The organism is Leptolyngbya sp. CALU 1928, from assembly GCF_056784215.1.
This window is the reverse complement of sequence record NZ_JBXBCE010000001.1, coordinates 517,377-537,877: the sequence shown is the minus strand read 5'-3', so window position 1 is coordinate 537,877 and position 20,501 is coordinate 517,377. Positions and strand designations below refer to the sequence as shown.

Annotated in this window: 18 protein-coding genes; 10 read left to right on the top strand and 8 right to left on the bottom strand. The window is 48.0% G+C overall.

The annotated features are described in order from the left end of the window. Positions 1 to 20: 20 nt before the first annotated feature. The 5 genes from AC1S5B_RS02440 to AC1S5B_RS02420 all read right to left on the bottom strand — a co-directional run bounded on the left by AC1S5B_RS02440 (position 21) and on the right by AC1S5B_RS02420 (position 5,595). Entirely contained in the window at positions 21 to 218 is a 198-nt protein-coding gene (locus AC1S5B_RS02440; RefSeq protein ID WP_482034132.1) for an NAD(P)H dehydrogenase subunit NdhS, read from the bottom strand. Positions 219 to 334: 116 nt separating this feature from the next. Then, the gene (gene rodA / locus AC1S5B_RS02435; protein WP_482034131.1) at positions 335 to 1,591 is read right to left on the bottom strand and encodes a rod shape-determining protein RodA; all 1,257 of its coding nucleotides are present in this window, start codon (positions 1,589 to 1,591) and stop codon (positions 335 to 337) included. 117 nt (positions 1,592 to 1,708) lie between these two features. Further along, positions 1,709 to 2,779 (bottom strand): Mrp/NBP35 family ATP-binding protein, encoded by a 1,071-nt coding sequence (locus AC1S5B_RS02430; RefSeq protein WP_482034130.1) that lies wholly within the window; start codon positions 2,777 to 2,779, stop codon positions 1,709 to 1,711. 142 nt (positions 2,780 to 2,921) lie between these two features. Next, a complete protein-coding gene (locus tag AC1S5B_RS02425; protein ID WP_482034129.1) occupies positions 2,922 to 4,613 on the bottom strand; it encodes a sensor histidine kinase in 1,692 nt (563 codons plus the stop codon). A 178-nt stretch (positions 4,614 to 4,791) separates the two neighbouring features. Then, the gene (locus AC1S5B_RS02420) at positions 4,792 to 5,595 is read right to left on the bottom strand and encodes a TetR/AcrR family transcriptional regulator (protein WP_482034128.1); all 804 of its coding nucleotides are present in this window, start codon (positions 5,593 to 5,595) and stop codon (positions 4,792 to 4,794) included. Positions 5,596 to 5,647: 52 nt separating this feature from the next. Between AC1S5B_RS02420 and AC1S5B_RS02415 the strand changes: the two genes are divergently transcribed. Beyond that, positions 5,648 to 6,637 carry a Rieske 2Fe-2S domain-containing protein gene (locus tag AC1S5B_RS02415; protein WP_482034127.1) on the top strand — a complete coding sequence of 330 codons (990 nt, stop codon included), beginning with the start codon at positions 5,648 to 5,650 and terminating at the stop codon, positions 6,635 to 6,637. A gap of 32 nt (positions 6,638 to 6,669) precedes the next feature. Here AC1S5B_RS02415 and AC1S5B_RS02410 read toward each other — a convergent pair whose 3' ends face one another. Next, positions 6,670 to 7,407, bottom strand: a complete 738-nt coding sequence (locus AC1S5B_RS02410; protein ID WP_482034126.1) for an HpsJ family protein — start codon at positions 7,405 to 7,407, stop codon at positions 6,670 to 6,672. 542 nt (positions 7,408 to 7,949) lie between these two features. On the opposite strand from AC1S5B_RS02410, the gene AC1S5B_RS02405 reads away from it, so the two are divergent. The 7 genes from AC1S5B_RS02405 to AC1S5B_RS02375 all read left to right on the top strand — a co-directional run bounded on the left by AC1S5B_RS02405 (position 7,950) and on the right by AC1S5B_RS02375 (position 15,268). Next, entirely contained in the window at positions 7,950 to 9,374 is a 1,425-nt protein-coding gene (locus AC1S5B_RS02405; protein ID WP_482034125.1) for a PP2C family protein-serine/threonine phosphatase, read from the top strand. Between the two features lie 61 nt (positions 9,375 to 9,435). Beyond that, the gene (locus tag AC1S5B_RS02400; RefSeq protein WP_482034124.1) at positions 9,436 to 9,684 is read left to right on the top strand and encodes a hypothetical protein; all 249 of its coding nucleotides are present in this window, start codon (positions 9,436 to 9,438) and stop codon (positions 9,682 to 9,684) included. Between the two features lie 69 nt (positions 9,685 to 9,753). Next, complete coding sequence (gene argH / locus AC1S5B_RS02395) at positions 9,754 to 11,193, top strand: argininosuccinate lyase (protein ID WP_482034123.1); 1,440 nt, start codon at positions 9,754 to 9,756, stop codon at positions 11,191 to 11,193. 75 nt (positions 11,194 to 11,268) lie between these two features. Then, entirely contained in the window at positions 11,269 to 11,934 is a 666-nt protein-coding gene (locus tag AC1S5B_RS02390) for a TVP38/TMEM64 family protein (RefSeq protein WP_482034122.1), read from the top strand. After that, entirely contained in the window at positions 11,912 to 13,459 is a 1,548-nt protein-coding gene (locus tag AC1S5B_RS02385; RefSeq protein WP_482034121.1) for a mercuric reductase, read from the top strand. Before AC1S5B_RS02390 ends, AC1S5B_RS02385 begins: the two co-directional genes overlap by 23 nt. 225 nt (positions 13,460 to 13,684) lie before the next feature. Beyond that, entirely contained in the window at positions 13,685 to 14,287 is a 603-nt protein-coding gene (locus AC1S5B_RS02380) for a DUF1517 domain-containing protein (RefSeq protein WP_482034120.1), read from the top strand. A gap of 174 nt (positions 14,288 to 14,461) precedes the next feature. Continuing rightward, a complete protein-coding gene (locus AC1S5B_RS02375) occupies positions 14,462 to 15,268 on the top strand; it encodes a hypothetical protein (RefSeq protein WP_482034119.1) in 807 nt (268 codons plus the stop codon). A 1-nt stretch (position 15,269) separates the two neighbouring features. Here AC1S5B_RS02375 and AC1S5B_RS02370 read toward each other — a convergent pair whose 3' ends face one another. After that, positions 15,270 to 15,620, bottom strand: a complete 351-nt coding sequence (locus tag AC1S5B_RS02370; RefSeq protein WP_482034118.1) for a CU044_2847 family protein — start codon at positions 15,618 to 15,620, stop codon at positions 15,270 to 15,272. A 96-nt stretch (positions 15,621 to 15,716) separates the two neighbouring features. On the opposite strand from AC1S5B_RS02370, the gene AC1S5B_RS02365 reads away from it, so the two are divergent. Then, the gene (locus tag AC1S5B_RS02365; RefSeq protein WP_482034117.1) at positions 15,717 to 19,106 is read left to right on the top strand and encodes an nSTAND1 domain-containing NTPase; all 3,390 of its coding nucleotides are present in this window, start codon (positions 15,717 to 15,719) and stop codon (positions 19,104 to 19,106) included. Between the two features lie 118 nt (positions 19,107 to 19,224). Next, positions 19,225 to 19,638, top strand: a complete 414-nt coding sequence (locus tag AC1S5B_RS02360; RefSeq protein WP_482034116.1) for a hypothetical protein — start codon at positions 19,225 to 19,227, stop codon at positions 19,636 to 19,638. 456 nt (positions 19,639 to 20,094) lie between these two features. Here AC1S5B_RS02360 and AC1S5B_RS02355 read toward each other — a convergent pair whose 3' ends face one another. Then, positions 20,095 to 20,442 carry a hypothetical protein gene (locus tag AC1S5B_RS02355; protein ID WP_482034115.1) on the bottom strand — a complete coding sequence of 116 codons (348 nt, stop codon included), beginning with the start codon at positions 20,440 to 20,442 and terminating at the stop codon, positions 20,095 to 20,097. Positions 20,443 to 20,501: the final 59 nt, after the last annotated feature.

The window sequence follows — 20,501 nt, the reverse complement described above, 5'->3', positions numbered from 1 at the left end:
CCTTCACCATCAAACCTGAGTTATTTTCCCTTTTTCTTTGTGGCTGCTAAGTCTACTTCCTCTAGTTCTGATAGCTTAAATGTGACTGATTTATCCCAATTGCCGCCTTCAAACAAGACGAGCGCTTTGCCATCGCTCATCCGTTGAACCAGCCCTTGAAATTGATAGTAAGTATCTTGAGCGTTGGTTACTCGAACCACTGAACCCGGAAAAATCATAGCGTTTGCTCAGATGTATTCAATAAACAAGCTTACAAGGTGGAAGGCAAGAATGGTCAATCCTTTGATTGTTTTTTGTTTATGTCGACAATAGGAAACAGCAATAATCGTTCTCGCTAAAATTTCAGCCGCTGTCGGAAATTTGCAACGGATTGCACCACTCCGATCGCCAGAAAATTCATCAGCAGAGCAGATTTGCCATAACTCAAAAAGGGTAGCGGAATACCTGTCACGGGTGACAATCCAATCGTCATGCCAACATTCACGGCAACCTGAAACACGATCATCGAAAAAACACCGATCGCAATCAGGGAGCCGAAATTATCTTTGGAATTCTGAGCAATAATCACCAGCCGTAAGCAAATCAGCCAGAAAGCAATGAGGACTAGAATGCCGCCCACAAAGCCTAACTCTTCACCGATGGCGGTGAAAACAAAGTCGGTATGTTGTTCTGGAATGAAACTTAGTTGTGTCTGCGTCCCTTTATATAGCCCTCTGCCCCACATTTCCCCGGCACCAATGGCAATACGCGATTGAATCAAGTGATAGCCACCTTTAAGCGGTTCTTGGTCGGGATCTAAAAAAATAATCAGACGTTTTTTTTGATAGTCCTTCAGCAATCCCCAAAGCAAATGTCCTAGACCGCCGGACACCAAATTAACCACTACAGCACCCAACGTGCCGAGCCGATACCAGGGAAGGCTGCGCCATGCAACCACCCCAATCACTGCAATCCAGGCAAACCAAAAGGGCAGCGCAGTGTTAAACAGAATGGCAGAAATAAATGGAGAGAGCAGCAGCAGCAGCCAGCCCGGATTGGCGTTACCCCAATACAACATGCCCATGGTGATAGCACCAAAGACCAAAGAGGTGCCCAAGTTAGGCTCTAGAAAAACGAGCGCCCACGGAACGGCTACTACTGCCATGACTCGCAACGCTGCTGGAATGGTTGAAGCCGGACGATCGCTGAGCAGGGCGGCGATCGTAATAATCGCCCCCAGTTTGGCAAATTCTGACGGTTGCAGATTAAACCCTGCGATCGTGATCCAGCGTTGTGCACCTAACCCTTCCGTGCCAAAGAATTTTACGGATAGCAGCAGCAAGATGGTGATGCCATAAATGATCCAGTGCCACTGAAGCAATCGCTCATACCGACAACGGGCGATCGCCAGCGCTACGATAATCCCTATGCCACAGGTGATCAAATGTTGGGATGCCCAATTCGCACCCTCTTGGCTCAACTCGATGCTGTGAATCATCACGCCCCCTAAAACAGTCAGTCCAATGGGGAAAATAAACAGCCACCAGTCTATGTTTTGCCAAGGCTGAACTAGGGTTTTCCAACGAATTTTGGGCAACGATTTGTGTAGCATGAATCAGGAAGAACTCACTAATCATTGGGAGGATGCCACTGCTTCTGCGAGTGACACGCTTCCCTAATCATTCACATCTTTTAGAACCTTCGTCCTCAGTTAAGTCTGAAAAAAAACTTATGTCAACGCGGCGATCGAAACTTTTGCCGCAATCTGCTGCGCGATCGCCGTCAGCGCTTTGGCAGAAGCCGATTCAGGATCAGCGAGAACAATAGGCAGACCGCGATCGCCGCCTTCTCGCAACGGGATTTCCAGCGGCACACAGCCCAACAACGGCACCTGAAGCTCATCTGCGGTTTTCTTGCCGCCTGCCGAACCAAAAATGTCATATTGCTTGTCGGGCATATCCGGTGGAATGAAGTAGCTCATGTTTTCCACAATCCCTAAAACAGAAACTCCAAGCTGCTGAAACATTTTTAAGCCCCGCCGCGCATCCAATAAAGCAACAGTTTGAGGAGTCGTCACAATCACCACTCCCGCCATCGGGACTGCCTGCGCCATCGTTAGTTGCGCGTCACCCGTTCCAGGCGGCATATCTACGATCAAATAATCCAATTCGCCCCATGCCACTTGATAGAGAAACTGGCGAATCACGCCGTTAAGCATGGGACCTCGCCAGATCACAGGCTGATCTTTATCGATTAAAAAACCCATGGAAACCAGTTTTACGCCGTGATTAAAAGCAGGTTCTAAAATATCTCCATCTGCGCCTTTTTGCACCGTCACCGTGGCATCGGTTAAGCCCAACATGGTTGGTGCATTAGGACCGTAAATATCGGCATCGATTAACCCCACCTTTGCCCCCGCCTGTGCCAAAGCCACCGCAATATTCACCGCGATCGTGCTTTTGCCCACGCCGCCTTTGCCGCTGGACACTGCCAAAATATTTTTCACGCCGCCAATTCCCTGGCGATCGGGTAAGGCTTTTTGCTGAGGCGTTTCAGCCGTCACGTCTACTCGCACCTCTGTGACTCCAGGCAATGTGCGAACGGCTCTCTCGCAATCTTCCACAATAAACTGGCGCAATGGGCAAGCGGGAGTGGTTAACACGAGGGTGAAGCGAACAATGCCCTGATCCACCTCGACGTTGCGGATCATGTTCAAGTCCACCAAACTTTTTTGCAGTTCGGGATCTTGGACGGGTTTCAACACTTCTAAAATAGAACTGGAACTTAAGGTATCAAGCATTTCTTCACTCTGACTAAAGCAATGGGAGACGGATCGTGCCCTTTCGATCTTAGAGCCAGTTGTTAGCCATTTTCGGAGAACTGCTGAGTATTTCCGCGATCGCCCAACTGATTCAGCTTGATTCATTCCCTGAGTTAACCGATTACTCGATCAGCATTGAGATCGATGGAAGTCCTATAGTTACGCTGTTTTTTGAGCCAAAGTGTTCTTGCCGAATAGGAATTTTAATCAAAAACTCAGCCCCGCGATCGCTCAGCGGTAGGTATTCCAAGGTGCCTCCATGCCGCTCAATCACTTGGTAGCTGATGGATAGCCCTAAACCAGTGCCCTTGCCCACGGGTTTGGTGGTAAAAAATGGATTGAACAGTTTGCTTTGTACTTCTGCTGGAATACCAGACCCGTTATCTTGAATGGAAATATGCACCCAGTCTGAATCGATCGCCTGAGTGGTGATGGTAATTTTGCCTTGTTCTTGAAGGGGGGCATCAGACGGTAAGCTTTCATAAAACTCTTGGATGGCATCGATCGCATTTGCCAGCAGATTCATAAACACCTGGTTTAGCTGACCGGCAAGGCAATCTATCAAGGGCAACGCGCCATAATTTTTAATCACGTCAATGCCAAATCGGAGAGACGTTGGCTTCAGCCGATGCTGCAAAATCCGCAGAGTGCTGTCTAATCCCTCGTGAATGTTCACTTCTTTGACTTCGGCTTGATCTAACCGAGAAAAATTCCGTAATGATAGAACAATTTCTCGAATGCGCTCCGAGCCGATTTTCATAGACTTCAATAGTTTCGGCAAATCTTCTGCCAGGAAATCGAGATCCATCGATTCCAGTTTTTCCTGCACTTCTATACTGGCAGAGGTGTCGTACTGTTCATAAAGCTGCAACAATTCCAACAGGTCACGCGTGTAGATATCGACATAGTTGATGTTGCCATAAATAAAATTTACCGGATTATTAATTTCGTGGGCGATGCCTGCTACCAGTTGACCCAGAGCAGACATTTTTTCGTTTTGCACTAGATGAAGCTGAAGTTGCTTTAATTCATCCAGCGATCGCTCAAGCTGTTGAGTCTTTTGCTGCGTTTGGCTTAATAGCTCTGCCTGATAAAGGGCAACGTCAAGCTGTATGGCAATCTGTTTAACAAAATCAATCTCCGCTGCTTGCCATTCGCGGGGCGCAGAGCATTGATGGATACACAACAAGCCCCACAAAGCCTCGCCTCGTCGCAGGGGAATGATTAGGTTGGCGCGAATTTGAAATTGAGACAACACCGCTACATGACAATCTGACAGACCCGCATTGAGGATATCGCTGACCGCTTGAATTCGCCCACTGCTATAGTGAGCCGCATAGCGATCGCCAAAGCAATGATCGTGAATCCGAATCTTCAGCGCCGAATCATAGGGCGGCAATACTGCTTCTGAAATAAATTCACCATCGTCGTAACCTGACTCAGGATAAAAGCGAAAGATCCCGACGCGATCGACCTCTAGCAGTTGGCGAACTTCAATTGCAGCCAGCTTAAAGATCGTGTTCAAATCCAGAGAAGACCGGATTTTGCTGATCACTTCCGACAGGGCGGCTTGCTGCTCACTTAAGCGCTGCAACTCAGTGGTGCGCTGTTGAACATTTGACTCTAGATCCCAAGTTCGCTGATGCAGTTCAGCCTCACGCTGCTGCAAGTCTTGAATGTGGCGATGTTCAAGCTGACTAATCTTTCTGCGAAAGGCTACTGCCGCTATCGTCAGGCTGAGAGTTGAAAAAGCCCCTAGCAGCCATAAAGCAGGAGCGATCGCCGAACCTGCACCAGCTATTGAGGAAAGCATATGAGTAACCTACAGAAAACAGCGAATAATGCACTTACATAACGTTTTCCCAAAACGCTAGCACTGACAGCGCCAAGAAGCGACCGTAAAAGTATTGAGACTTTTTTGAAGAAATAAGTGTGAGCCGAAAAACCGTCGCGTGAGAAAGGCACAGTAAATTTTAAAGGGTCAACTTATCTCACTCGGCGATCGCAGTCGGCAACCTAGATTCTACAAACTGTTTTCCACAATTTTTACAGCAATAGCACTGCTTCCCCCGGCGATACCCATTTTTCGATAGTTGCTCTGATTGACAATGGGGGCATTTCATTACTTTCATTACATTATCCGCTAGGTTATCCCCCACATATGGCTCTAAATATGACACCAACAACTCCTCAATTTGCTGAGTCAATTGGTGGCGCTCTTCTAGGTCAGGAGTGCGAAGCGCCGCTAGCATGACCGCATTGCTACTATGCACACAAACCTCTGCGAGTAATCGACAGTGCGCCTGACTCAAAGCCGAGCTTCGCTGGGTCAAGATAGTGGCTAGAAAGTTGATTGCCTCTTGGGTCATGCTCTCGTCAATCGACTGAAAAATCTCGCGTGCCGTGTAAAACTGCACAAACACGACCCGCGATACGGGTTGCTCAAATAGTTCTGCTACGCCAGTAGCAAGCGCATGGATCATTGAGCGCAGCGGCAACTTGACAATTTCCGGGATGTTTACCCGTGACCACATGAGCTTGACCCGCTCGACATGGCGCAACTCCATCGCCTTAAAAATAGCGGCTTTATCTGGAAAGAACTGATACAGCGATCCGATCGCTGTTCCCGCTTTTGCAGCAATTAGATGAGTGGTTGCCGCAGCATAGCCTACTTCATCAAACACCGCCGCCGCCGCATCTAGAATTTTTTCGACTCGATCTTTGCCGCGCTGCTGTTTTGGCTGGCGGCGCAAAGTCTTCGAGGATTCGATTGACGAACGTGAATCTTCTGTCATATTGTGAAAACACGACGGATTTTTCACAATTTTATATCGAGCGGAGAACACCATGCAGTCTATGCTTCCCGGTGCGCCTTGGCTATTGGCGCACAAGTCGATGTTGACCGTAAACCAACCCCGAAAAATTTCCTTGTACTCAACCGACTATGTGATGTGGAAAGATGCGAGTGGAGAAATTCATGCACTCCCCAATGCCTGCCCTCATATGGGAGCCATGCTGTCGGAAGGATGGTGTGAACAAAAGAATGGAACAAGCGCGATCGCATGTCCATTTCATGCGTTGCAGTTTGATGCGGCAGGCTGCACGGTTCTACCCGGATCAGACCAAAAAACTTTACCCCAATTGCAACCTCTAGAGCTGATCATTCAAGGAGATTTCATTTGGTCTTACGGAGGCTACGAACCGAAAATTCCGATTCCTCCGGTGCTGAATGAGATTGCAAACGAGTATTACTTTGTGGGACATATCGGCGATCGCAGCATTGAGACAGATTTGCTAACCATGCTGCTGAATATGCACGACTACAATCATCAAAACGGCACTCACCGCGACCTATTTCGGATTACAGAGGTAGAGTTTCACCAGTTCATTGATGAGGGACACTATTCCCATGCGTTTTACGATATGCCCACCGCCCTTTATACCCTGGCAGAAAAGTTAAGAAAGCCAGATGTCATGTTGCTGCCCCGCACGATTAAAGCGCATCTAGAAAACCACTTCCCCTGTCTGGTGATTTTTCATGGAGAAATGCCCTTCGGCAAGGCAGCACAATGTCACATTTTTGTGCCCGAAGCTGAAAACCGTACCCGGACTTACATCTTGCTCTTTGGTCAAGCGAAGCATCCCGTCTTTAAGCTATTAGGTGGAACGTATCTTAAGTTTGGCAAGGTCGTTGTAGATCAAGACGCAGATATTTTAGGCAAGATTTATCCTGATAGCCCTCAGAAAATCAAACTGAACAATGAAGTCGGAATAGATTGGGTCAGGCGCAATTTTGAGAGTTTCCCTGATGTGGTAGCACCAAATCTCTCTAAATAGAGAGTCTAAATCCTCATTCTGTCAGTTCAGGCTTACAACCTCTGCCGCAAACCCGTCCAGCCAATAATAATGTAACCGATCGCTAATAGCAGGCTGTTCAGTCCAGTTCTTAGCCCAGAGCGGAGTGCATTCCCCTGAGTTTGGCTTTCCAACTCTTGCTGCCGCGTTTTGATTTTATTCAGTTCTTCGTTTTTCTTAGGAGCAATTTCGGCATCAAATGCTTTGGGATCAGACTTCAGCCGCTTCAGTTGGGTCTGCTGCTGCTTTGCTTGGGCTAGCTGAGGATCTTTTAATTGCCCACTACTAATCAGCTGATCAATTTGAGCCAACTGAGAATCTAATTGACCCCTAAATTGCTGGACTTGGGCATCGATTTGACTTTCCGCTTTAGAGGCTTCTTGCCCAATCTGCTTCATTTGAGCATCCACTGCATCACGAGTGGCGACAACACCCCAAGGCACTACCAGCAAGAAAAATAGTCCTAGGATGCTCGCTAAAATGAGTGAAGTAAGCTTGAGCCAAGACGCAGTCCGGGCGATATCGCTGATGCCAGCCTCTAGCCAAAAACCGATAAATATCAATGCTAGCCCTATCAAGGGGAAGACTCCGCGATCGACGACCTGGGTTGTAAAAGTGATGACCCACTGGCTATCTTGAAATTTTGCCGTTGAAAGCAACACAAGGTAATCAATCAGGCTCGTTAAAAGGAGTAAGGCTCCAATTAGTTTGAGGATTAGAGGAGTCCAGGGGGAAGAATTAATGGCTTTCATGGCTCGGTGTTTTGTGTCAGTGTCTTGTGCTTGTGTCAGTGTCTTGTGCTTGTGTCAGTGTCTTGTGATAGAGGCGAATAGCGATCGCGTAGGGATTCTTGTGGAAAGCTCGCTAGCATTTTACGAATCGCAGACTTGTTTAATCGGCAGAAATTTAAACCGATTCAGTAGCTTACCTATACTAGACCAGATGGGTCGGTCGTCATAAAACCCTTAGCGCTCAAGATAGTGCGACATCGGTGGCAAGCTCTGGTATGGTCTTGTCCTAAATTCGGCATTCATCTTGTAAAGTTGATAGAACTGAATACGAGAGGCGATCGCTCCTTTCCCATAAATCCCTCAGAGAAATCATCTAAAAATCATCCACTCATTTTTGATAAACCGGGTTATGCTTACCTGACTTTGATTCCTTTGAAGTGTTTGTGAGCGTTGCCTACGTCTGAAGTAATCTCATAGAAATTAATAGAGATTGTTCTAGTAGTCCTTTAGATCACTTCTTTACTTACCTAGGTTGGCTATCCTTTTTGCCAAGTGTTGCCCTGATGACTGCTGTGCCTCTTCCTCGACAACCCTCTCAACCGCCCGATCGCTCTGGTAGCAATATGCCTCCGGAGATAACCCCTGTGTTTGCGTTGAAAGAGTTAGTGGCGCGTCTGAATCGAGAGCAACATAAGATTCAAGATTTACTAAGTTCCTTGGGCTTTGCGCTCCGCAGCTTTAACAACCTCAATCAGTTTTTAGAGTTAATCCCGCTGATGGCAAGCCGGGTGACTGATTGTGATGGGGGCGCGCTGCTGTTGTTCAAACCCAATGGGCAAGTGCGTTTGGAGCGAATGCACTGCCAAGATAGCCGCTGGAGTAAAGATTTGCGGAAAGCGCTGGAAACAGCGACCCGGCAGTCATCGGCGTTTGGCAATCGCAGCGATGGCGCGATCGCTCCAACAGCACAAGCGATCGCCGAGTTAGACCATCAGGTGAACCACTACTTAGGGTCTAGCGTTCAGTTATTTGGCACCGCTATCTTAGTCAAAAACGCAGAGCGCGGTCGGTTGTATGTGTTTAGCCGCGATTCTCAATATACTTGGACAGAAACACGCCAAAAACTGGTGCGGCTGGTGGCCGATCAAACTGCCGTTGCGATTGAAAACGACGAACTATCGGTGGAGCTTCGCAAAAAAGAACGGCTCGATCGCGAACTAGAAATTGGGGCAGAAATTCAACTGCGCTTACTGCCCCGCCACTGTCCCAAAATATTAGGCGTAGATCTGGCAGCGCGATGCCTCACCGCTAGCCGAGTTGGCGGTGATTATTACGACTTTATTCCTGCCAGCTATGACCAAATTCGCTCGAAACGAGATGGGGGTAGCGAAACGGCAAAATGGAGTGTGGCGATCGGCGATGTCATGGGCAAAGGCGTTCCCGCTGGGCTAATTATGACCATGACTCGCGGTATGTTGCGGGCTGAAGTATTGAACGGTCACTCACCTGCCCGGATTTTGCAGCACCTCAACCGGGTCATGTATGCCGATCTAGAAAACTCCAATCGATTTGTCACTCTGTTTTATTCAGAGTACGATCCCCAAACGCGAATCTTGTCCTACAGCAACGCTGCCCACAACCCGCCACTGCTGTGGCACGCTGCCACCAAAACAATCAAACGCTTAGATACCTTGGGAATGCTGATTGGGCTAGATGCTGACACACATTACCAAGATGCCCAAATTCAGCTACAGGAAGGCGACACACTGATTTACTACACTGATGGCTTTACAGATGCTGCGAACCAAGGAGGAGAGCGATTTGATGAAGAAAATCTGACGAAAGCATTTCTTGAGGCATGTCAACAGTGTCGATCGCCCCAAGAAATCCTGGATCATTTATTTGAGCAAGTTCAAGATTTTATTGGGGCTGGCAATCGCAATGCAGACGATATGACTCTGATTGTGATGCAAGTTCAGCCCAGTTGATATTTCAGTATTCTGCTGTAAGATTGTCCTTTTTAGACTGCGATTAGATAGGAGAAAAAACATGGTGATGCATATGGTTCAAGATGTGGGATCGCTGTTAATTAACAGCACTCATTGGGTCGATTCACTACCGCTGATGTCCTGGCATTTGCCTTCAGATTTTTCAGTTCTAGCTCAGATTAAACAGACCGATTTGGGGCGCGATATTGGTGTTTGGTGGAATGGCTTTGTAAAAACCGGGCAACTGGCTGCGTTTATCGCAGGGATTGTTTTTGGATACATGGTAAAAACATTTACCAGTTTTGGTTAATTTGTGAACTTTAGATTGTCAGTGGATCAGGTTCAATAGATCAATCACTCAGTCTGGATAGTTTTTCCTTTGAATAATCCTGTGCCACACTCTGCTTCTAACCCGGCTGCTTCTCACCCATCTGAAACTTGGAGCCAGCGATTTGAATCGGCGCTGCATCCCGCGATCGCCCGATTTAACGCCAGCATTGGCTTTGACATGCAACTGATCGAATATGACCTGACCGGCTCCCAAGCCCACGCCAAAATGCTGGCGCATACAGGCATCATCTCCACAGACGAAGGCGAACAACTGGTCAGTGGACTGGAGCAAATTCGTCAGGAATATCGGGCGGGGCAGTTTACTCCCGGCATTGAAGCCGAAGACGTGCATTTTGCTGTAGAACGTCGTTTGACCGAGTTAGTGGGCGATGTGGGTAAAAAACTCCATACCGCTCGATCGCGCAATGATCAAGTCGGCACCGACACGCGACTGTATTTGCGATCGCAGATTCAAACCATTCGGGAGCGGCTGCGCGAGTTTCAAACCGTATTGCTGACCCTCGCAGAGCAAAACGTCGAAACCTTGATTCCTGGCTACACCCACTTGCAGCGCGCCCAGCCCCTCAGCCTTGCCCACCATTTGCTGGCATATTTTGAAATGGCGCAGCGCGATTGGCAGCGGTTGGGCGAAATTTATCAGCGGGTGAATGTGTCTCCCTTGGGATCAGGCGCATTGGCAGGCACGACTTTTCCGATCGATCGCCATTACACCGCCGAGTTGCTCAATTTTGGCGGCGTGTATGCCAACAGCTTGGATGGAGTCAGCGATCGCGATTTTGCGATCGAGTTCCTCTGTGCCTCCAGCCTGATCATGGTGCATCTCAGCCGCTTATCTGAAGAAGTGATTTTGTGGGCATCAGAAGAATTTCGCTTTGTCACCCTGAAAGATAGCTGCTCTACGGGTTCCAGCATTATGCCCCAAAAGAAAAACCCAGATGTGCCAGAACTGGTGCGGGGGAAGACTGGGCGCGTGTTTGGACATCTGCAAGGGCTGCTGGTGCTAATGAAAGGCTTACCCCTGGCATACAACAAGGATTTGCAGGAAGACAAAGAAGCGCTGTTTGATACGGTGCTGACGGTGCAATCGTGTCTAGAAGCGATGACGATTTTGCTCAGGGAAGGAATGGAGTTTCGCCGCGATCGCTTGGAAGCTGCCGTTAGCGAGGACTTTTCCAACGCAACGGATGTAGCGGACTATCTGGCAACCAAAGGCGTTCCCTTCCGCGAAGCCTATAATCTCGTAGGCAAAGTGGTGAAAACCTCGCTCACTCAAGGCAAATTACTGAAGGATCTCACCCTAGAGGAATGGCAAACCCTCCATCCCAAATTTGAAGCAGATATTTATGATGCGATCGCGCCTCGGCAAGTGGTCGCTGCTCGGAATAGCTACGGCGGCACCGGGTTCGACCAAGTTCGTCACGCCCTAAAATCTGCCCAAGAACGCATCACGGAATTACCCTCCCCCTAGCTTTCTCCCAGAAGGAAAGGGAACAGGATTTCTACTTTCCTTCCTCCTCAAAGAAAAATTACTAGAGCCGCTTTCATGAACCTGATTGAATTCATCCAAACGGCTCTCCAAAGCTCCCTTGTGTGGGTCAAGGGCTTGGGAGCGATCGGGGTGTTCGCTTACATTCTGATCTACAATCTGGCGACTGTATTGTTCATTCCCGGTTCCCTGCTCACCTTGGGCGGTGGCGCAATCTATGGCGTAGTTTGGGGTTCCATTTACGTGTTCATAGCCGCAACGTTGGGAGCAACCCTTGCCTTCTTGATTGGTCGCTATATTGCCCAAGATTGGGTCAGTAAAAAGATTGCCGGAAATGTCACGTTCAACGCGATTGCCTCAGCCGTTGCCCAAGACGGCTTCAAAGTTGTGTTACTCACTCGCCTCTCACCCATTTTTCCATTCAACCTACTCAACTATGCCTTTGGCGTGACTCAAGTTTCCCTCACGGATTACATACTAGGCTCAATTGGGATGCTGCCAGGAACGATTCTATACGTCTACTTAGGGTCTCTGGCAGGAGATTTGACTTCTATCACGACTCAACAACCCCTCAGTTCTGAAGCGCAAACCGCGCAGTGGGTGATTCGCATCATCGGTCTGGTTGCCACGATCGCCGTCACCCTCTACATTACCCGAATTGCCAAAAAAGCCTTGGCTGAAAGTGTTGCAGGAAGCACCGATGATTTCTCCCCTCCAAACTGACTCTTTAATTTCGCCGTTGGATGACTATAATCAGGCATTGCTTGCCCAAGTGCATCCATCGGACTGGGTGAACCCGACCCCGGCTGAGCGCTACGATTTGGTCGTGATTGGAGCCGGAACCGCAGGCTTGGTTGTTGCCGCCGGAGCCGCCGGATTGGGGATAGGGTTGAAAGTGGCGCTGATTGAAAAGCACCTGATGGGCGGCGATTGCCTCAATGTTGGCTGTGTGCCCTCCAAATGCATGATTCGCTCCTCGCGAGTGGTGGCTGAAATTCGAGACAGCGATCGCTTTGGGGTAAAGCTGAATGGAGCAGTCGAGGTAGACTTTCCTGCTGTCATGGCACGAATGCGGCAAATTAGAGCTGACATTAGCCCAAACGACTCCGCTGCTCGGATGCAAAAGCTAGGCGTAGATGTGTTTTTAGGACAGGGACACTTTCACTCTAGCGACACGATTCAGGTGGATGACGCAATCCTCAGGTTCAAAAAAGCGGTGATTGCCACGGGCGCACGGGCAAGCAAGCCGACTATTCCCGGACTGGCAGAAGCAGGCTTTTTGACTAACGAAACGGTGTTTAATCTGACAGATCGCCCCGCTCGACTTGCCGTGATTGGCGGTGGACCCATTGGCTGTGAACTGGCGCAAACTTTCCAGCGATTGGGATCTGAGGTTGTGCTATTCCATAAAAATAGTCATCTCCTCGATCGCGAAGATAGCGATGCCGCCGAGATCATCCAGCAAGTCTTCATTCAAGAAGGGATTCATCTTCAACTCAATTCCCAACTGGAGCGGGTCGAAAAATCCGAGTTGGGCAAAGTGCTGCACTTTAGCCGTAACGGTCAGCCAGAAAGTATCACCGTAGACGAAATTTTGATTGGGGCAGGGCGATCGCCCAACGTCGAAGGATTGAACTTAGAGCAAGTCGGCGTGAATTACGACCCGCACAAAGGCGTAATCGTTAATGATTACCTGCAAACCACCAACCCCACAATTTACGCCGCTGGCGACATTTGCATGGATTGGAAATTTACCCATGCTGCCGATGCTGCCGCCCGAATCGTAATTAAAAATACCCTCTTTTCTCCCTTTGGCATCGGACGCGCCAAACTCAGCAGTCTGGTCATGCCTTGGTGTACCTACACCTCACCCGAAATTGCCCATGTCGGGCTGTACCAGCGGGACGCGATCGCCAAAGGACTTGAGGTAGACGTGATTCATATTCCTTTTGATACCGTTGATCGGGCGATCGCGGATGGTGAAACCAACGGCTTCATCAAAATTCTGCACAAACGCGGCTCTGACGAAATTGTGGGCGCGACTATCGTTGCCAGTCATGCTGGAGACTTGATCAGCGAAATCACCCTCGCCATCACCGCCAAAATTGGACTCAGCAAATTGTCTACCGTGATTCATCCTTACCCCACCCAAGCAGAGGCAATCAAAAAAGCTGCCGATGCCTACCGCCGCACCCTGCTAACCCCGAAAAGCAAGAACCTATTGGGAATCTTGGCTCGATTAGGATAAGGACAAGGACAAGGTGCGAGGTTTCGGGTTCAGGATACGAACAGATTAATTCTTTCGATCGCCATTCGCCATACGTCACTCGCCATTTTCTGCCATACGGCAATCCCTCCATTTATTGTCGAGTATCTACCTGAAGACTCTTGAGAAGAGTGATCTAAAGTAGAACTATAGATTATGAGATGACTGATCGAGTCACACATTAGTCATACATTGGAGGCTACAAGGATGGGTTCCCTGGGCGATCGCTTTAATCAAATGACAGGCAAAACTCGCTTTGTTGTTTTTCGCCTATTTCTACACTTGGCTGGCAAGGAAGTCGCGCCGCTGCTGGGTGTGCTGAATAGTGCGGCTCGTCATGCGATCGACGCAGATGGAGATATTCAAACCTTTGGCGAAGGGTTAGGGGAAATTTGCCAGAGCCTTCTGCAATACGATGTTTACTGGCAATCGGTGTCCAATGAGGGCGATGTATTTTGGGATGAAGGGGAAGCAGGTGACTTTGTTGAGGAACTGTTTACCGATTCTGCCCAGCGCTATCACAGTGGTACTGAAGTAGAAGGTTTAGAGATATCCAACGATGTTTTGTCAGTGCCCATTACTCAAAACCTGATTGTCATGTTGACCGTTGCCTACGAAGGGGACGTGCCTGCTTTAGAAACTGACCTTTCCAATGTCAGCGCTCTCAAAACCGCTCTAAAGGCGTTGACTAATTTGCACTACCAAGACCGATTACGCGCCGTGCAGATTCACTTCTCTCCAGCCCAACTGGGTGATGAATTAACCTCTGATCAGTTAATCCTCCATTTTCCAGAGTTGATTCCGTTGTAATGAATCAGGGTGGTAATAGCGCGATTCATCAAATGTTCGCCGTTCCACAGAACTTCTTATGGAAATGGCTCAACGCCATAATTCGCCTGTAACTATCCCTTTTTTGAATCCACTATTGATAGTCCCAACTCCTTTTTTACTATGAACATGCTCCGTCGATTTCTTGTCTATGCAATGGTTCTGACTCTCGCCATCACGACCGTTTCTTGTGGCGGCAGTCCAAATCAGGGCGGTTCATCTTCCAACCCCACGGCTCAAACTGCAAGTGCTGTCCAAAATCGCTTGAGCAACGGGCAATATCCCGTACAACAGGCAACCTATAACGATGCTGATGGCGAGTATACAGTGATGCTGCTCAACACAAAGCCCGGTGAGTCTTCTGCTTATCGCACTACAAACCTGCAAATGGCTCAACTGACCGATGAAGAAGTCTCCAAGGGACAGAAGAACTACCTGAAGTTGGAGAACAATCAGGCTTCTATGCACGTTGAAAAGGATTTCAAAATTGACTACGTCCATAACGTGACGGAAGAGCAAACTAATCAACAAACTGGACAAACAGAACGGGTCGTGGTGCGACAAGAATCTAGTTTCTGGTCACCGTTTGCCGGGGCGCTGGCAGGTCAGGCGATCGGCAGCATGTTGTTTAGACCGCAATATTACGTGCCGCCTGTTTATCAGTCCGGTGGCATTTTCGGTCATGGGGGCTATGGCAGTAACTATAACCAGGCAGTTAGCAGCTATCAACAGCGCTACAATGCTCCTCCAGCAGCCGTTCGCAATCGCCAAACCGTGCGCTCGACGGGCAATTTGAGAACGCCGACAGCCAGCCAGAGACGGACTACTGGGGGCGATCGCTCCACTGGGGCAGGCTTTGGCACTAACACTCTCCGCCGTAGCAATACCCCAAGCTATCGTCAGCCTTCCAGAACGGGTTTTGGCAGTGGTTCCCGTAGTCGCAGCTTTGGCAGAAGACGATAAGTTACAACGGACTTGTGGGCGGCACTTTGGGCGGAAAAGTACACTTCACTGAAATCTCCAGGTTGCTTTCAGCAGAGCCTTCTGTGATGTAGGGAACCCCTGCTTTACCGCCCAACTTTACGCCAAACTTCAGGTTGACTTCCTGCACATCAGCCGCGCCAAAGTTGCGAAAGGCGCTGACTGCTTGAATAGCACAGGTACGAATCATTAGGCGAGTTCGATCCATTTGAGCGATCGCGTCTTCCATCGGACCATAATTTTCATATTCATCGTTTATGGGGGGGTTCGGTGAGGCAGTCATCTCATACACCTGACCATCCACTTCAAATGCTAAATATTCTTCGTTTTCCATCGGTTCCTTAAGCTTTATTGGATTTTTGCTGGATTGCGGAAAAAAGCTATGCCTTAATGAGGTTAATCCTAACCTTATCCCCATCGCTTCTACCCAATGGCTCAGCGCTATGCTCTTGTAATCGGTATCTCGAATTATCATCGATCGCTAGGCAACTTAACCAAACCTGCCACGGATGCCCAGGCAGTGGCACGATGTTTGCAAGAATACGGCGGCTTTCAAGTCACGCTATTGGCGGAAACACTGGCTCTAGAGACGTTGCGGCAGACATTAAAGCAATTTTTGTTGGAGCAGGCAAACGGCAATGATGCCCTGATTTATTTCACGGGACACGGGATTCTGCTGGAAAGCATCACCGGATACCGAGAAACCTTTTTGGCAGCCTCGGACACAGAGATTATCCGGCAAGCTAGAAAGCCAATGGAGCCGCTTTATAGTTTGCCCTTTGGTGAACTGAACAGCTTGATTCAGCAATCCAGCCTCAGCAGTTTGGTGTTGCTGCTCGACTGCTGCCACAGCGGCGATATGCTGGAGCGCGATCCGGTGGAACGGGCGTTGACTGCATTCAATTCTACGCAGCGAAACTATTGCTTTATCACCGCCTGCCGCAGCTTTGAAGAATCCCGTGCCAAACGCAGCGACGATCACAGCCTGTTTACGGGTGCCTTGTTGCAGGCCCTGTCTCCACCCACTCGCCCAGAAGACGATCGCACCATCACCAGCGGATTGCTGTTTTATCGCCTTTCCCAAAGCCTGAAAGGATCGGGACAGGAAGCGCTGCATTTGGGTTGGGGAAATGACATCTCGATCGCCATTCACCCCGCCCTGCCAAAAGATAACTCAGAGCCAGCCCTGAATCTGGCGAATCCCTATATCGGGTTAGCCTCCTTTGATAGCGCCACAGCCCAGTATTTTTATGGACGCGAAGAGGCAGTCCGGGCATTGCAAGCGCGTTTACTGAATTGTCGAGTGCTGACGGTGTTTGGTCCTTCTGGCTGTGGCAAATCTTCCTTGGTGAAAGCGGGACTGCTGCCAGAACTACGCGATCGCCCGTTTGAAAGCACAACCTGGCAAGTAGAAATGTTAACTCCCACGGCGCAACCCCTGGAAAATCTGGGCGATCGCTTGAAGCAGCGCTCCCAATCCACTGCGCCGTTTATTCTATTTATTGACCAATTTGAGGAACTGTTTACCCTTTGTGACTCGGAAGCTGAGCAGCGCAGTTTTATTCAGTTGATGACCACGGCGATTGGCTCATTGAATCACCTGAAGCGGATTGTGATTGCCATTCGGGGCGACTTTTTGGATCGCTGCGCCAAAATTCCCGAATCTGCCACGCTGATCAACCGCGAAACCGAACTGACTACCTACATGGTGACTCACCTATCTGCTCAGGAAATGGCTGAGGCAATTGAACGTCCTGCCGCTCAGCAAGGTGCCAGATTTGAAATGGGGTTAGTGCCGCAGATCATCGCCGATGTGGGCAATGAACCCGGTGCCCTGCCGTTGTTGCAATATGCCCTGACCCAACTTTGGGATCTGTGCATTCAACCCGACAGTGTGCCCATCCTGACGTTTCAGGGCTACGAACAAATCGGTGGTGTGCAGGGTGCCTTGAAGCAACGTGCCGACCAGCTTTATCGCAGTTTGCATCCCGATGATCAGGGGTTTACGCGGCAACTGCTGATGGAACTGGTGCAGTTGGGCGATGGGCAGGAAGTGACCCGCCGCAAAGCCCACTGGGAAAAGCTGAGGGCGATCGCGCCTGCTGCCCAACTCGATCGCGTGGTGGCACGCCTGACCCAAGAACGGCTGATCGTCACCGATGAAAAAACCGTGGAAGTTGCCCACGAAGCGCTGTTAAGCGAATGGACGCTGCTGAAAACCTGGATCGAAGAAAACCGCGAAAATATCCGCCTCAGCCGCCGCCTAGAAAGCGATTGCCACGACTGGCAAGAGAAAGAGCGATCGCAGGATTTTCTCCTATCCGCAGGTCGCCTTGCCGCAATTCAAGAATGGGTGGCAAAAGAACAACCAAAACTGACCCAAACTGAAACCGAGTTTTTGAATCAAAGTATTGAGAAACGCGATCGCGAAATTCAATCGCAACTCGACCAAGAACGCAAGTTGAGAGAAGAAGCCGAGGGCAGAGCGATCGCGGAAATCGGCGAAAAAATTGAAGCTGAAAGACGAGAAAAAGAAGCCTTGGGCAGAGTTAAAGCTGAAAGGCAAAAAAATCGTATTGCTGCAATATCTGGAGTTGCGTTAGCTGTACTAGCGGCGGTAGCCGGTGTATCAGCATTGTGGGCACAAGCAGAGAAACAAAATGCACAAGCAAAAGAAATTAAGGCATTAGTAGCTTATTCGGAAGCAGTAGCTCGCACCCATGATCAACTTGGAGCGCTTAGGGCAACTGTGAAAGTCTTAAAACAATTGCGGGGAAGACAACTTCAAACACCCGAAGAACTTCAAAGAATCATTGCTGAAACTCAAGAAGTCAATCGTCTAGAAGGACATACTGAAGAAGTAAACACGGTCAGTTTTAGTCCTGATGGTACGACTATTGCATCTGGTGGTTTCGACGGAAGTATTAAAATTTGGGATCAGGAAGGTAAGCTACTATCAAGTAGTAATAACTCTAGAGGAAATATCCAAGGAGTGACGTTTAGTTTAGATAGCAAAACAATAGCTTCTGTTGGCTTAGGTGAAACTATTAGACTTTGGGATATTAAAGGAAACCTGATCAAAGAAATAAATCCGCAGCCTCTTAAAGAGGATACTGCTATCCTGGCTGTTAAATTTAGTCCCGACAGTAAGATAATTGCTACTGGAAATTACGACAAGTATGTAAAACTTTGGCGTGTATCAGATGGAAAGCTTCTAAAAAGCTTTCAGCAACCTAGACCAGTGTATGGAGTAAGTTTCAGCCCTAATGGTCAAATAATTGCTTCTGCAAGCACGGATAAGACGGTCAGGTTATGGAGAGTCGCTGATGGCAAACTGCTAAAAATCTTCTACCACGGAGACCAAGTTGAGGACGTGAGCTTTAGTCCCGATGGTCAAATGATCGCTTCTGCTAGTTGGGATAAATCTGTCAGAATATGGAGGATCTCGGATGGTAAAGAGTTGAAAAATTTACAACATAAAAGCAAAGTTTTTAGTATTGATTTTAGCCCAAATGGTCAAATGCTTGCTTCTGGAGATGAGCAAGGAATTAATATTTGGAAGCTCACAAATGGAAAACTTATTAAAAAAATTAGCGGACATTCCAATTCAGTAAACACTGTAAATTTTAATCGGAAAAATAATTTGTTAATCTCTGCCAGTGATGATAAGACAGTAAGAATCTGGAATTTAGAACCTAATATTGTTAGCCGCTCAAGCGTAGCTGATTCAATAGTATTGAGTTGCAACTGGATGAAGTCTTATCTAAAAAATAATCTTAAATTAAATCAAAATGAACGTCAGGTCTGTGATGACACTTGACATTTTGAAGTTGGCAAAATATGGTTGAATTATAAAAATAAGCAAGATACTTTATTTGATTCAAGCATTATGTAAAGTATCTGTCTATGACATTCAGAAAATATTAAGGAGATCAGCAATGGATGAAAAAATGAAAAAATCTTTGGATGATTCTTTAGTTTTTATAGAAATGAATATAAATCTTTTGCGTACAGCTTTATCTAAAACTCCCGTGTCAAGCGAGCAAGTATTAAGCAATGAGAAAGCAAATCTAGTTATATTGGAAAGCTTAGATTTACTCAAAAGTATTGTACTTGCGTTTGAAGATATTGGACAGCCAACTGAAGAGGAGTTGGAAAAAATTGCGAAAGGATTATATGTAAGTCTAAAAAACTCTCTTGATGTGTCTGCTTCAGTTTTAGATGCATCAACTAAGGAACAAGCTCAAAAAAACAAAGAAAAATTAAAGAAAATTGAAGAAGAGCATCGTGAACGTAGGCACCTTATAGAGCCCGCCAAGTGCGCAGTACCTGCCTTTTGTAGAGGTAGTTGAAAAGGCGATCGCATTTTTGAGTCCAAACATTCAGCGATTTTATGAATGAATTGGGAACGCGATCGCATGTTGGGTTCAAACATTGCGCGATTTTGTGAACAAATTGGAAGGGCGATCGCTCTTTTTCTAAACTGGAAACGCGATCGTCTTTTCGAGTCCAGATTTTGTGAATGAAGTGGGAGAGCGATCGCATTTTCGAGTCTAACCATATCGAAAACGCGATCGCATTTTTGAGTTCAAACATTGTGCGATTTTGGGAATGAATTGGAAACGCGATCGCATTTTCGAGTCCGACCGTATCGAAAACGCGATCGCCCTAAGTGAAATTTATGCTTGTAACTGCTTGAATTCCATGTAGCTTTTGATCAGCAGTTATCAGCATTTTGAAGAGACTCACTTACCTGCTGATCGCCTTGAAGCAAAGCAATGATTGCGTTAGTATCCAATAGATAGCGGCTACCATTCATTTCGGAGCTTTCTCTGTTCTGCAACACCGTCTCCCCGCCAGTTGAGTTTTCCAGCCAAGGCAGAAAAATCGTAGTGTTTAGGCTTTTCATCCTGAGACGTGGGATGAACAAATAACCGTTCTTTTAAGGCACCTGAAGAAAGTCCGCGATCGCGTCCAGTTTGATAATCTTGCAACGCTGCATCGCTATCTGCAATTTCAGCCGCAGAGATGACTTCGTTTGTACCTTCAATCGTGATCGGTTCATAGACCAAAACCTTCAGGTCTTCCAATAGTCGAAACCGATCATCAGAATTGAGGTTTTGAACGAGAGTTAGGATTTCTTCATACGTTGGCATACGCTGTATTTCCCAACCAATTTTCTTCAGTATAGTTTCTCGTTGTAGTCGAGCGATCG